Origin of the sequence: Flavivirga algicola (genome assembly GCF_012910715.1) — a bacterium.
In the GTDB taxonomy this organism is placed as follows: Bacteria; Bacteroidota; Bacteroidia; order Flavobacteriales; family Flavobacteriaceae; genus Flavivirga; species Flavivirga algicola.
In genome coordinates this window covers 19,570-35,165 of sequence record NZ_JABBHF010000012.1, presented here as the reverse complement: position 1 = coordinate 35,165, position 15,596 = coordinate 19,570, and the positions used below count along the sequence as shown (strand labels likewise).

Sequence of the window (15,596 nt, the reverse complement as noted above, 5' to 3'; positions counted from 1 at the left end):
CAACCTCATTATGAAACGTATTTTTACTCTATTATTATTTCTTTTTTTATGCTTGAAAATATCGGCACAGACCGATGGTATAACTTATCAAGCCGTTATTATTGGGCCAGATGTGTTAGAATTGCCAGGAGTAGATTCTGAAGGGAATTATTTGCCAACCACTACGGTGGCTATTCGTTTTACAATTTTTGATTCTGGTAACGAGGTTGAATTTCAAGAAGTCCAAGTAACAACTACGGATGAATTTGGTAGAATTAATCTCATTATAGGGGCTGTCGAGCATGATGATTTTGAAAAAATTAGTTGGGATGGTACGGCCAAAGATCTTGCGGTTGAAATCGATTTTGAGGGGGGCAGTAATTTTGTTGATATGAGTAGAGAGGTGCTTACTTTTGTACCTTATGCCTATCATAGAAATATTACGGCGACAGGTACTCTGGATGTTGATGACGATACCTTTTTAAATCGTGAATTAACGGTTAATGGACCTACCAATTTAAATAGTACGTTATCTGTAAATGATGGCAATGAAACAAGCCTTACAGGAGACTTAACGGTTGATGGTGCTACCAATCTTAATGGGACTTTAGATGTAAATAATAAAAGCACAACCAATTTATCGGGAGCATTAAATGTAGGAGAAGCAACTGGAGTAGAAGATGTTGATGCGCCAACAGTGCTTAATGGGACTTTAAATGTTGTAGGGAAAACCACGGTTACTGATTTTGAAGCTACTGGTCAATCTACTTTTAACGAATTAATAGCTAATACATTGGAAGTAAAGGAATATACTCTTTTAGATAGTATCGTTAATATTGGTAACAGTAACAATGATGTTATAAACATGACGGGTGGTCTTTCTATAAGTTCCGATAAACAAATCAACATCACATCTACAGTATCTGGTGACGATGAAGGTATTGGTAACTACCCAATGATTATTCAAGGCGGAAACCAAGGACTAGCGATTAAAATTGAAGGCAATAGAACAAACGCAAATAATTTTGTTTCTTTTTGGGATACAGATCCTAATGGACAAATGGTAGGAAACGCAAGGCCCTCAACCATGTGGGGACGCATAGAAGGGGAGACCCCTAGCGAGTTTGACAATAATGCAGATTATTTATTCGACCAGGCTTCTTTGAGTTATGACATATTTGATGCCGATCTTGACTTGGCTTGGGCAACGATTGATATTGTTATTGAAGGTTTTGATTTAGCTGCTGCGTACACAGATTTTAGACCCTGCTTAGGTTTTGGAGCCTGTACAACAAGTCCTGGTTTTGCAGATATAGCAGCATCTGTAGCGTCTGTTGCTTTAGTGCTTACAAAAGAAGGTTTTGCCATTGCAGCTAAAATTAGGGCCGATACTAATAGAGATAATTATGATGCCAATAAAATAACATACCAAGGGGTTACTTATGCTTCTGGTGCTGGTGACTATGCCGAATACTTATTGAGGGAGCATAGAAGCGAAAAAATAACCTTTGGAGATATTGTTGGTGTAAAGGGTGGAAAAGTATCAAAGCATACGCATGGGGCAGAACGCCTAATGGTGGTTTCTTTAAAACCAATTGTATTGGGTAATATGCCAGAAGCTCATAAAGAAGAGGCCTATGAAAAAGTAGCCTTTATGGGGCAAGTGCCTGTTAAGGTTTTTGGTAAGGTAAATATGGGGGATTATATCATAGCCAGTGGTAAAAACGATGGCGTCGGCGTCGCTGTAAATCCTTCTGATATTAGCCTTGAGAATGTTAAAAATATTGTAGGTATTGCGTGGGAAGAAAAAGGTGGCAATACAGGCTTTAGCATGGTTAATGTTGCGGTAGGACTGAATAGAAATGATAATAATCCTATTATCGAAAAACTAGAGAAAAAAGTTTTGGAGCAGTCGGCAGAAATAAATGTTTTAAAGACGCAAATGACTAAAATATTAGAGAAGTTATCAAACATAGAGCAAGGTATTTCACCAGCTTCAATCAACCAAACTGCATCTGGTAAAAAAGATACCCATGACGAAAGAAAGTATGAAATTTTAGATAGTCCAGAAGGAGAAATCATTTACTTTGAAATGAGAAACGAAGATTTTGAACATGGACTTCAAATGGCACAGGAACAGCTGCTTTCTGAAGGTGTAGATTTAGAAAATCATATCCTTTGGAAACGTATAAACAACGACCCTATGTTTAAAGAGAAGCTAAGGGGAAAATTACAAACAAAGTTCCATAAGCAATTACATTACCATAAAGAAGTTAGTAAAAAAGCGAAGCATTAAAAAATAGCATTGATAAATAAGTACGTAATTATTTAAGTAAACAAACATTTTATTATGAGCTATTTAAGAGAGTATTTTCTAGTTTGTTTGATTTCATGTTTTTTCACCTCGTTTTTAGTGGCGCAAACAACAAGGGTTCCCGATTCTAATTTTGAAAATTATTTGGAAACCCATGATGCTTCAGGAAATCTAGTTAACATTGGAGACCCTTCAAGTATGGGGGATGGCATAGCCAATAATGAGTTTGTTTTGAATGCGAATATTCAAGATGTTACATCTCTAAATGTAAGCTATCAAAATATTTCAGACCTAACAGGAATAGCTGGTTTTACAAATTTAGAAACACTAATTTGTAGTAATAATGATTTAACAACTCTTAATGTTTCTGCCCTTACCAATTTAAAATCATTATTGTGTGGTTTAAACCAATTAACCGATTTAGATGTGCAATCCAATAATGCACTTGAGGTTTTGGATTGTTCTAGCAATCAATTAACCCAATTAATATTACAACAAGGAAATACGGCTAATAACCCCTTATTGAGAAGGCTTACTTGCTCGAACAATAGATTAAGTAATTTGGATGTAAGCCAAAATAACGCATTAACCTTTCTTGCCGTTTCAGAGAATCAATTAAGTGGCGAATTAAATGTGGGTAGCAATACAAATTTAGAGAGTTTATTCTGTACTTCTAATCAAATAGATCTTTTAAACCTGACATCCAATACCTTATTAAAAACGATTGATGTATCTAACAACTTAATAACAAGCTTGGATTTAAGTTCCATAAATACGGTTGCTTGCCCTAATCCGCAATCCGATCCACCAACGGTTTGCCAAGGGACAGCTTCAATTAACGTTTCTAATAATCGGTTAACTTCTTTAAATATAGGGAATGGGTTTAATGGTCTTATTTCTACGTTTAATTCAGAAGACAACCAAGATTTATACTGCATACAAATAGATAATGGTTTTACACCGCCACTACCAATGGCTTGGACAAAAGATGACTGGACCTATTATGGAGAAATGGTCTGTACCGATATATTTACTTTTGTTCCAGACGATAATTTTGAGAATTATCTGGAAACCCATGATGCTGTTGGGGGTAATGTTGCTGTTGGAGATCCCAATAGTATGGGAGATGGTGTGGCAGGAAATAATTTTGTGCTTACTGAAAGGATTGAGACCGTTTTGTCTCTTAATATTCAAAATAGCAGCATAGAAGATTTAACAGGTGTTGAAGATTTTATGGCACTACGAACTTTAGACTGTAGCAGCAACCAAATAACGCATTTGAACTTAACGGCTAATACAAACTTAACGACTCTTAATTGTTCTGATAATATTTTACCACCTATCGATTTAAGTAATAATTTGCTATTAACAACGCTGGATTGTTCCTCTCAAACACCTTATGTAGACCTTCAAGATGCTAGTAATAACCATTCGTTTGATGTTTTAAATATAACTGCAAACGTAGCATTGCTAAGCCTGAATTGCTCCAACAATGTATTAAGTGCTTTAGATATAAGTACGAATACTTTGTTGACCGATGTGGATTGCTCGTTCAATCAAATTGAAAATTTAGATGCCACAACCAATGCAAATTTATTGTCGATACTATGTAATGATAATAGATTATTGTCCCTGAATGTCAAGAACACTACCAACACAACAAATCTTAGTTCCTTTAATGCAACAAACAATGCGGATTTAGTGTGTATTGAAGTTGATAATATTACTTATTCTGATACAGAATTAGATTGGTATAAAGATGGGACGGCATCATACAGTTTAGGTTGTGGAACATATGTACCTGATAATAATTTTGAGAATTACCTGGAAACACACCAAGTAGACTTAACAGTAGTGCCTTTAGGAGACCCAAATAGTATGGGAGATGGTGTTATGAATAATTTTGTGCCGAGCAATAAAATAAATGCTGTTTTAAGACTTGAAGTTCAGAGGTTAAATATTACCGACCTTACAGGGCTTGAAGATTTTGATGCTTTACAGGAACTCAATTGTGCTAATAATGCGTTGACTAGTTTAAATGTTACAGCAAATACTTTATTGCAGATACTAGATTGTTCGTCTAACCAGATCGAGAATCTGGATCTTAGTTTAAATACGGTCTTAAATTCCTTGCTTTGTAATAACAATGCGTTATTTACTTTAGATATTAAAAATGGAAATAATAGTAATCAAAACGTTTTCGAGGCTTTAAATAACCCAAGTTTATTTTGTATTAATGTTGATGATAACATGATTGGAAATATTCCTGGAAACTGGGAAAAAGATTTAACAGCAGATTATAGTGCTGATTGTGATGGCAGTCGTTTTACGGATATTCCCGATGTTTTTTTTGAGCAAGCTTTAATTGACTTGGGACTAGATTCGGGGCCATTGGATAATCGTGTTTTAACGGCCAATATTGAACATGTGCTGACATTAAACGTTACCGATAGACAAATTCAAAATTTAGAGGGCATAAAAGGATTTTCGTTATTAAGGGAATTAGATTGCAGTAATAATTACTTAGATAGTTTAGATGTTAGTGACATGACATATCTAGAAGAACTGTATTGTAGCTCAAATTATTTTCTGACCAATAATATTTCAAATACCAATGGTCTGCTTAATACAACAGGAACAACCAACTTAAAAATATTATTTTGTTCGGGTAATAATTTAGCAGATTTAGATACCTCTCTAAACCTAAATTTAGAAGAATTGGATTGTGCTGATAACAAAATTACCAATCTGCTTATTACAGGAAACACACTGCTTAAAGAACTTAATTGTTCTAATAACAATCTGGTGGATTTAGATATTAGTAGCAATTTGGCTATAGAAGATGTCAACTGTAATAGTAATTCTATTAGTAATTTGGTGACGTCGAATGTAAACAATACCACGCTAACTCACTTGAGTTGCTCTAACAACCAATTAGTGACGTTACTAATAGATGATTATGTAAGCTTAGTGGATTTAAATTGTGGATCGAATGCATTACAACAGCTCAATACGACTAGCAATACCTTATTGGAGGTTTTAGATTTTACCAATAATCAAATTGCTGGTATTGACATTAGTCTTAATGCGAGTTTAATCAAACTATTTGGTGCACAAAACCAGTTGACTCAATTAACTGTACCAGCAAGTTCCCCGATAGAACATATAAATTGTGATAACAATCAAATAAACCAGATTACGGTTAATACGGCAGCATTTCTTATATATTTAAGTTGTACTAATAACCAGCTAACAAGTTTGGACCTCAGTAATAATTTAAATTTAATTGAGTTGAATGTCAGTTCAAATAACCTGTCAGATTTAACATTATCTAACGACTTAAATCAGCTTAAAACATTTAATTGTAGTAACAATGTATTAATAGGAGGTTTAGATTTAAGTACCATGGGTACGGGTGCATGTCCACCAATAGATCCCAATAAACCTGAAGAGGTCTGTCCGTCTACTATAACCATTAATGTATCAAATAACCTGTTGGAGTTTTTAAATGTTCAAAATGGTGCTAATAACGACATTTTAAATTTTAATGCTAATATTAATTCTGATTTAAGCTGTATACAAGTAGACGATGTAAATAATATCCCTGCTAATTGGCAGAAAGATACAGCATCACAATATAGTATAGATTGCCGATTTGGGGAAACGTATGTGCCTGATGATAATTTCGAACAAGCTTTGATTTTACTTGGCTATGATTCGGGACCTTTAAACGATTATGTGCCAACGGTAAATATAGAAGCACGAACTGTTTTGGACCTTAGTGGAGACAATATTTCCGATTTAACAGGCATAGAAGATTTTAAGGCTCTTCAAAATTTAAACATATCAAGCAACGCATTAACAACTTTAGACTTAAGCAAGAATACAGCTTTAACCGATTTGGATGTTTCCAATAACGGTTTATCAGATTTAGATGTTAGCAACAATACAGCTTTAATAACTATAAATGGTTCTGGTAATACATTAACAGAGTTAAATTTAACGGCAAATACGAATGTTACAAATTTAAACATTGCCAATAATAATTTTTCAGAATTTACCCCAAGTAGCATAGCATCATTACAACTTTTAAATTGTGATGGCAACCAGTTAGTTGATTTAGATTTAAGTATGAATATAGCTTTAACTAGTTTGAACTGTGCTTCTAATCTTTTAGAACGCTTAAATATTAAAAATGGTCAGAACCCAAATCTTGCAAGTTTAAATACACAGAATAATTTAGATTTAACCTGTATAGAAACCGATACAGGTACCGTACCTGCTGGAGTTACCTGGGTTAAAGATGCTACAACCGAGTACGCAATCGATTGTCATTATGGAGAAACCTATGTGCCAGATGATGCTTTTGAAACCGCATTAATAAATTTTGGTTATGATTCTGGTGCTTTAGATGATTATGTACCGACATCAAGTATAAATGGTATATCATTTTTGGATGTTAGCGGGCTTGGTATTGCAGACTTAACAGGAATTGAAGATTTTATCAACCTTAGCATATTAAATTTTAAAGATAATACTGTTGCTAATGTAGATTTAAGCAAAAATGTTCTTTTACAAAATTTGAATGCATCAAATAATACGTTGACTTCATTAGATGTATCATTTCATTCTAATTTAATACAATTAAATGTCTCTAATAATGCATTGACCCAAATAAATCTAAATACCAATTCAAGGTTAGTAGAATTGAACATTTCAAGTAATATGCTAACGACTTTAGATGTTGATGCATTGACTGATATAGAAAGATTGAATTGTTCATCAAATGAATTAGATGCTTTAAGCGTTACTGCGAATCCTAATTTAATAGAACTATTATGTGCTTCAAATTTGTTTATTCAGGATAGATTGAATATTCAAAATGGGGCGAATGAAAATTTGGGAACCTTTAATGCTACCGATAACCCTGATTTAAGATGTATTTTGGTTGATAATCCTTTTGAAGTGGTTACAAATACTAATGGTACTTACGATAATTGGTTTAAAGATATTTCTGCGAGCTACCAAAGTATATGCGAAGATGCAGATAATGATGGTGTTACTAATACAGATGATATGTGTCCTAACACACCATTTGGAGCACCTGTGGATTTGTTTGGATGCCCATTTTTAAGTTTACCAGATGATAATTTCACTGTTTTAATTACTGATGAAACCTGTTTAAATAATAATAATGGGAAAATAAATATCACCACAAAAGAACTACATAATTATAAGGCTAATTTATCTAACGATGATTTTAATAAAGACTATAATTTTACAAACGAAATAGATATACTGAATTTATTAGCAGGGACGTATCGTTTATGTATCACTCTTGACGAATGGCCTGATTATTTAAGATGTTATGATGTTGTAATTAATCATCCAGATCATTTAGAAGTTATCACGGGAAAACAAACCAACAGTAAAAAAGTGTCTTTTGCCATGTCGGGAAGTTCCAATTATCATATCGAATTTAATGGATTTAGTTTTACGACTAACGATTCAGAACTTACATTAAGTTTAGAAAAAGGAGCTAATACCGTTAAAATAACAACAGATTTAGAGTGTCAAGGCGTGTATGAAGAAACTATTCTTAATATTGATGAACCATTTGTATCTCCAAATCCTTTTCAGAACCATGTTAATGTTTATTTAGGCAATGAAAGGGCTGGAAGCATTAATATCAATGTTTATTCATATTTGGGGCAGTTGATATATTCTAAAACCGTAACAGACAAAGACAACAGGACTAATTTGAATATTGATACCAATACTTTTGCTTCTGGGCTTTATACTTTGTTTGTAGAATCGAATACCTCGTTGTCTACCTTTAAAATTGTAAAAAAATGAGAAAACTAATATATATTATCTGTTTAGCTTTTTTAGTTTTTGGATGTAGCAGATCTTCTGTTGATAATGGTGATGGTGGAGAAGATATCGAAAATCCAGATGAAAATCCAAATCCAGATTCTCCATTAGCTGTTACATTGGTATTTCCACATGAAGATTCTTTATGTAATGAGGGGACTGATTTAACCCCAACGGAAAGCACGGTATTTTTTGAATGGCAAGCTAGTGATAAGGCAGAAAACTATGTGGTTTACATTAAAAACATACTAACAGGAGATGTTATTCAAAGACAAACAACTAATGATAAGGTTCCTGTGGTTATAAATCGAGCAACGCCCTATTCATGGTATGTAGAATCAAGCGACGGGACTAAGTCTGAGAAAAGTGCCACCTGGAAATTTTTTAATGCAGGTCCAGGTGTGCAAACATATGCCCCTTTTCCTGCGACTATTAATGCTCCAGCGATGGCAGCATCGATAAATGGAGGCAATGTAACCTTGCAGTGGACAGGGAGCGATGTTGATAATGATATTGTTGGGTATGACATATATTTAGGAACAAATAATAACCCAGATATACATACTAGTGATGTTACTACAAATGAGCTAAGCGTATCTGTAACCTCTGGAACCATTTATTATTGGAAAGTTGTTACGAAGGATGCTGTTGGTAATACTTCAGATTCCGATGTATTTCAATTTAAGGTATTGTAGTTGAAACTTTATTAAAATAGAAGAGGGTATTAACTTAATTTTTAGATTTTAAAAATGTAATAGCTGTATATTTACGTGATTTTTCAACTAAACTATGCAGCAGAGTTATTTACCGTTTCAGAGTACAGGCTATTTTTCTTCTTTAATATGTGATTACCTAGATGAAAAGCCCAATTTAAAACAGTTTTACAATCACTTTCCAACTTTAGAAAGTTTTAAGGTCCAAATTGAAGAGCGAAAAGCTTCAGGACTTAATTCCGAGTTGCATCGTCATACATTAGTTTCAACATTAAAAAAACAATATCGAAATATAGAAGCTTCTGGGGGGACACTTCAAAATATAGAGAGCTTACAATCTAAAAATACATTTACCATTACAACGGGCCATCAACTTAATTTATTTACAGGGCCTTTGTACTTTTTATATAAAATTGTTTCAGCAATTAATCTGTCAAAGAAGCTAAAAGAAACTTACCCAGAATACGATTTTGTACCCGTTTATTGGATGGCTACAGAAGATCATGATTTTGATGAAATCAATTATTTTAATTTTAAAGGTAAGAAGGTACACTGGAATAGAGAGTCTCGAGGAGCTGTTGGAGAATTGCCTCTAGAAGGATTAGAAGACGTGTTTAACTTATACACTAAAGAATTAGGGGTTAGTAAAAATGCGGATTATTTAAGAAATTTATTCAGTAATGCCTATTTAAATCATGATAATTTGGCAGATGCCACACGCTATCTGGCCAATGAGTTGTTTAAAGATTACGCTTTAGTAATTATCGATGCCAATGATGCTGATTTAAAAAAGCAGTTTGCGCCTTTTATAGAAGATGAATTGCTAAATCAAAATGCTTTTAAATCTGTTTTAGAAACAAACCAAACACTTTCTAAAACATATAATATTCAGGTAAATCCGCGCGAGATCAATTTGTTCTATTTAAAAGAAAACCTGAGAGAACGCATTGTTTTTGAAAATGATGTATACAAAGTATTAAATACCGAAATTAGTTGGAGAAAAGAAGGTATACAAAAGGAACTTTTAGAGCACCCAGAAAGGTTTTCTCCAAATGTGATTATGCGTCCATTGTACCAAGAAGTCATATTGCCTAATCTCTGTTATATTGGAGGCGGAGGCGAATTAGCTTATTGGTTTCAATTAAAACAGTTTTTTAATACTGTTAATGTACCATTTCCAATATTGTTATTACGAAACTCTGTTTTGATTAAGACAAAACAACAAGCAGGCAAATTAAAAAAATTAAATATTTCTGATGAAGATATTTTTTTAAAACGAGATACCTTTATCAATAAAAAAGTAAGGGAAATATCGAATATAGACATTAACTTTTCGCCTCAAAAGGTGCATTTAAAAACACAATTTGAGACATTGTTTAAACTGGCGGAGCAAACAGACAAGTCGTTTTTGGGAGCAGTAAAAGCACAAGAAGCAAAACAATTAAAAGGCTTAGAAAATCTAGAAAAACGATTGCTTAAAGCTCAAAAGAAAACCTTGGCAGATCAGGTTTCCAGAATCACCGAGTTACAAGAACAACTGTTTCCTGGTCGAAGTTTACAAGAGCGAAACACCAATTTTTCTGAGTTTTATTTAGAGTATGGAGACCAGCTCGTTCCTAAGCTTGTTGAACATCTTGAACCTTTAAAAGGAGCGTTCATAATACTAAATCTTTGATACATGCACAAGATTGATATTGAATTGGTTGAAATGACTATGGATGTTATGAAGTATGCCATAGACAGGCTTTCTGTAACACAAAGTAAAATAGGCAAACCCCAGAGCGAAGCGAAGCTTAAGGAGCTAGTTGGTGAAACTATTACAGATAAGGGGATTGGGGGCGAGTATGCTTTTAATTTATGGAAGAAATATTTAACAAAGGCGACCGTGCCTATAGACCATCCAAGGCATTTGGCTTTTGTTCCAGCCTCTCCAACTAGAGCATCCATTCTATTTGATTTAGTGACCTCTGCTTCTAGTATTCATGGCGCCTATTGGATGGAAGGTGCCGGAGGTATTTTTTGTGAAAATGAAGCCATGAAATGGATTGTCTCATTAACGGGTTTACCAGAAGGCGCATTTGGTGTATTTACAAGTGGTGGTACGGCAGCAAACCTTTCGGCCATGGTAACGGCTCGCGAACATTGGAGAGAAAATGATACTTTTAAAAATGAAAAGGGACTTATTATTACTTCAATAGGAGCTCATTCTTCAATTAAGGCCATGGCAAAAGTTATAGATGTGGATGTCTTGTTGGTAGAAAGCGAAGATAAATTGCATGGTGAAGAGTTACAACATACTATTGATGGCTTAACAAAGGACCAACGTAAGCGATTATTTTCTGTGGTAGCGACAGGAGGAACAACCAATGCAGGCATTATTGATGATTTAGAAGGTATTACCAATATTTGTGAAAAAGAAAGCCTGTGGTTTCATGTGGACGCTGCCTATGGAGGTGGTGCCTTAGCGGCAGATTCTGTGAGGCATTTGTTTCATGGTATAGAAAAAGCAGATAGCATTACTATCGATCCACATAAATGGATGTTCTCTCCCTATGACTGTGGAGCGGTTATTTATAAAAATCCCGAATTAGCAAAACAGGCACATGCGCAGCAAGGGTCGTATCTCGATATTTTTAAGGATGAAGGTGCACATGGTTTTAATCCGACCGATTACCAGATTCAACTAACACGTCGTGTGAGAGGTTTACCTCTATGGTTTTCGTTGGCTACACATGGAACAGATCTATACAAAAAAGCCGTAGAACGCGGGATAGAATTAGCTCAAATAGCAGGTAAGATGATTACTGATAGCTCTCATGTAGAACTCGTTAGAGAACCAAGTTTGTCTTGTGTATTATATAGAAGGATAGGATGGAAACCAGAAGATTATACTAATTGGACTTACGAAAACCATAGAAAAGGATTTGCATTGGTAACTCCCACAAAATGGAAAATAGGAAATACATTCGAGACCGTTTCCCGATTCTGCTTTATTAATCCTGACACTACAGAGAAGGATATAAAGATGATTTTGGATTCTATGATTTAGAAAATTTTAAAGAAATTTGTTGCCGTAAACTGTTATTAACTAAATCTTTAAGATCAAATCATGCAAAGATTCTTCCGTGGAAATATTTAATTTTTTTCTAAGTCTGTAACGTGCTTTTTTAATGCCTTCTTGGGAAATATTAAGAATATTGGCAATTTCTTTAGAGGATAAATTCATTTTCAATAAAGACATTAAGCGGAGTTCATTTGGCGTAAGCTCAGGGAATTTTTGCTTTACAGTAGCATTAAAATCTTTATGTACCTCTTGAAAATATCTGCTAAAATTTTCCCAGTTATTATCATCTTTCAAATCAAAATTTATGGTTCTAATTAATTGATTGTAACCTTTTAGTCCACTTTCCGAAGCTTTAAACGATTTGGCCTGTTGTTTTAAGCCTTCTAAGACTTCATTCTTTTTGGCAAGGTGTAAAGCGTGGGTGGTTAATTCTTTCTTTTTAAAGTCTAATTCAAGATCTAATTTCTCTTTTTCAACTCTGCTATGTTTTAGTTTTTGCCGAACAGCATAAAACCCGATTAACGATAATAGGAAACCAATCCCAAATAGAATTTTGTAAAGATTATTAATTTCACCTTTTTGTTTTAAAAGACTGATTTCATTTTGTTGAAGTAAAATTTGCTGCTCTTTTTTTTCGGTTTCGTAAATAGTTCGTAATTCTTCAATTTGTTTAGATTTAGATGTATTAAAAATAGAATCACTAACTGCAGCGAATTTTTTGTATTCATCAAATGCTAGTTTATATTTATTAAGTTTAGAGTACGATTTAGATTTATTAAAATGACTGATTCTCAAATTTTGATTTGCCTCAATGTTTTTTCCTAATGTTATGGCTTCATCAAATAATGGAATGGCCTTTTTGGGTTTGTTTATTTTATTATATACGATTCCCAAATCATTAAGACTCTCGATCGTTTTATATTGATTGCCACTTTTTTTAGTTAAATCTATACTATTATTGAAGTTGAATATCGCCTGCTCTGGTTTATCTAGTTTGGTATATACCTTTCCCATATTTCCCAATGCAGTGGCTGTCAGATCTTTTGAGTTTACTTTTTTTGATAGGGATAAACTCATTTCAAGATACTTTAAAGCATCATCATATTGTTCAAGATAATAATAAGTATTCCCAATATCGTTCATGGCTTGTGCAGAGTACATTTGATCGTTATGTTCTTGGTAAATATCAAGAGCCCGACGGTTATATTTTATACTTTCAGAAAAGTTTTCCAGATTAAATTCAATAGCTGCAAGAGCCCCTAAAGCATCAGCTTTTCTTATGGCCTCATCTAAACCTTCATATATTCTTACAGCAGAAAGCGATTCTTTTAAAGCTATATTGTATTTACCTTGTTGTCTATAAATACCAGAGCGTAATACATAGGTGACAGCTAATCCCGATGAGTCTACAGGTGTTTTAGAGTAAAGAGCTATATTTTCTTTAAGTATTTCAAGAGCTTGTTTAAAGTTTCCCTGTGAATATTCTAAAATTGCAAAACCGTGATTTACATTTGCTTTTGCTGCATTGTCATTTATTTTTTCAAATATTTTTAAGGATTTAGTATAGTAAGCTTTGGAAGAATCTACTTCATCAATATTATTATAATAAACACCCAGATGATATAAACTAGTAGCTGTTCCTTTTTCAAAATTTATTCTTTTTGATAAGGCTAATTCATCATTAGCATACTTTTTAGCCACATTAATATCTTTATATAGATAAGCATTATAAAGTGCACTTATGGTATTTACTTTTTCAATACCATCAGGTAGGTTATTAAGAGTCTTTAAAAGACTATCAATTTTCTTATCGTTCTGAGAGGATAAAAAACAGGGAATAAGTACAAGGTACAGGTAAAGTGAGAGGCGTTTCATTTGTTAGGTCAGATTGTGTTGTTTGGATAAAAATATATATTAAATATCTGAAATTCAAATAAATACTGGTGATTGAGTCTCCTTGTTATTAAATGAAGTGTTTTTATTACAAAAAATAAAAGAAAGATTTGAAATCTTCATACAGTTATTCACAACAATTTGTTTAAAAAACTATGGTTCCTAATTCGTCATTCTAAAATCAATTATTACTTTTGCGCATGCAACATGATAAGGTACTAATTTTAGACTTCGGATCGCAATACACACAGCTTATTGCCCGTCGAGTTAGGGAACTCAACATATACTCCGAAATACATCCATTTAATAAAATTCCAGCAAATTTAGAAGACTATAAAGCCGTGATACTTTCTGGTAGTCCTTATTCTGTTAGGGGCGAAGAAGCTTTACATCCAGATTTATCTCAAATACGTGCAAAAAAACCGCTTTTAGGAGTATGCTATGGCGCACAGTATTTAGCGCATTTCTCAGGAGGCGAAGTAGCACCTTCAAATACCAGAGAATATGGTCGAGCTAATTTATCGTTTATAAAAGATGACGAGCCATTTTTTGAAAATGTTGGTCAGGGAAGTCAGGTTTGGATGAGCCATAGTGATACGATTAAGGAGTTGCCAACAGGGAGTGTTTTAATAGCAAGTACGCATGATGTTAAAAATGCTGCATATAAAATTGAGGGAGAGCTAACCTATGCGATTCAATTTCATCCAGAAGTATATCATTCAACAGATGGGAAGCAAATATTAGAAAACTTTTTGGTGAATATTTCAGGGCTTCATCAAGATTGGACTCCAGATTCTTTTGTAGAGGAAACAGTTGAAGCCATTCAGGAAAAAGTAGGTAACGATAAGGTGGTTCTTGGTCTTTCAGGTGGTGTAGATTCTACAGTAGCGGCAGTTTTGCTTAACAAAGCTATTGGAGAGAATTTGTATTGCATATTTGTTAACAATGGTTTGCTTCGTAAGAATGAATTCCAAAGTGTTTTAAATCAATACAAGGGTATGGGGCTTAATGTGAAAGGTGTTGACGCTTCACAACGTTTTTTAGATGCCTTGGCTGGCATTGAAGACCCAGAGAAAAAACGTAAAGCCATAGGAAATGCATTCATTGAGGTTTTTGATGATGAAGCTCATAAACTTGAAGATGTTAAATGGCTGGCACAAGGGACTATTTACCCAGATGTTATAGAAAGTGTTTCTGCTACAGGGGGACCTTCGGCAACTATAAAAAGCCATCATAATGTTGGCGGTTTGCCAGACTTTATGAAACTTAAAATAGTAGAGCCGTTAAGAGCTATTTTTAAAGATGAGGTTAGGAGGGTAGGAGCCACTCTGGGAATTGATCCAGAATTATTGGGGCGTCACCCATTTCCTGGTCCAGGTCTGGGAATTCGTATTTTAGGAGATATCACAGCAGAGAAAGTAAGAATTTTACAAGAAGTTGATGCTATTTTTATAAACGGTTTAAAGGAATGGGGGCTGTATGATAAAGTTTGGCAAGCAGGTGCTATGCTACTTCCCGTTAATAGTGTTGGAGTAATGGGAGATGAGCGTACATATGAAAAGTGTGTGGCGCTTAGAGCTGTAGAAAGTACAGATGGTATGACGGCAGATTGGGTAAATTTACCTTACGAATTTTTACAAAAAACATCAAACGATATAATAAACAAGGTAAAAGGCGTTAATAGAGTAGTTTATGATATTAGCTCGAAGCCACCAGCCACTATAGAGTGGGAGTAATACATACTTAGGTTGTTTATGTC

The 15,596-nt window shown here is 34.0% G+C and carries 7 protein-coding genes; 6 read left to right on the top strand and 1 reads right to left on the bottom strand.

Translation table 11 applies throughout. From position 1 onward, the window contains the following. The first annotated feature begins 10 nt into the window (after positions 1-10). From HHX25_RS17920 to HHX25_RS17900, 5 genes are all read left to right on the top strand, one after another. Positions 11-2,275 (top strand): hypothetical protein, encoded by a 2,265-nt coding sequence (locus tag HHX25_RS17920; RefSeq protein WP_169676344.1) that lies wholly within the window; start codon positions 11-13, stop codon positions 2,273-2,275. A 54-nt stretch (positions 2,276-2,329) separates the two neighbouring features. After that, positions 2,330-8,149 carry a T9SS type A sorting domain-containing protein gene (locus HHX25_RS17915; protein ID WP_169676342.1) on the top strand — a complete coding sequence of 1,940 codons (5,820 nt, stop codon included), beginning with the start codon at positions 2,330-2,332 and terminating at the stop codon, positions 8,147-8,149. After that, positions 8,146-8,862 (top strand): hypothetical protein, encoded by a 717-nt coding sequence (locus tag HHX25_RS17910; RefSeq protein ID WP_169676340.1) that lies wholly within the window; start codon positions 8,146-8,148, stop codon positions 8,860-8,862. The genes HHX25_RS17915 and HHX25_RS17910 overlap by 4 nt, the downstream gene beginning before the upstream one ends. A 94-nt stretch (positions 8,863-8,956) precedes the next feature. Then, positions 8,957-10,555 (top strand): bacillithiol biosynthesis cysteine-adding enzyme BshC, encoded by a 1,599-nt coding sequence (gene bshC / locus HHX25_RS17905; protein ID WP_169676338.1) that lies wholly within the window; start codon positions 8,957-8,959, stop codon positions 10,553-10,555. Positions 10,556-10,558: 3 nt separating this feature from the next. Continuing rightward, positions 10,559-11,929, top strand: a complete 1,371-nt coding sequence (locus HHX25_RS17900) for a pyridoxal phosphate-dependent decarboxylase family protein (protein WP_169676336.1) — start codon at positions 10,559-10,561, stop codon at positions 11,927-11,929. Between the two features lie 39 nt (positions 11,930-11,968). Here the strand turns inward: HHX25_RS17900 and HHX25_RS17895 are convergent, their stop codons facing one another. Further along, the gene (locus HHX25_RS17895) at positions 11,969-13,819 is read right to left on the bottom strand and encodes a tetratricopeptide repeat protein (RefSeq protein ID WP_169676334.1); all 1,851 of its coding nucleotides are present in this window, start codon (positions 13,817-13,819) and stop codon (positions 11,969-11,971) included. A 218-nt stretch (positions 13,820-14,037) separates the two neighbouring features. Here HHX25_RS17895 and guaA point away from each other — a divergent pair, with 218 nt between their 5' ends. Next, the gene (gene guaA / locus HHX25_RS17890; protein ID WP_169676332.1) at positions 14,038-15,573 is read left to right on the top strand and encodes a glutamine-hydrolyzing GMP synthase; all 1,536 of its coding nucleotides are present in this window, start codon (positions 14,038-14,040) and stop codon (positions 15,571-15,573) included. The last annotated feature ends 23 nt before the right edge of the window (positions 15,574-15,596 follow it).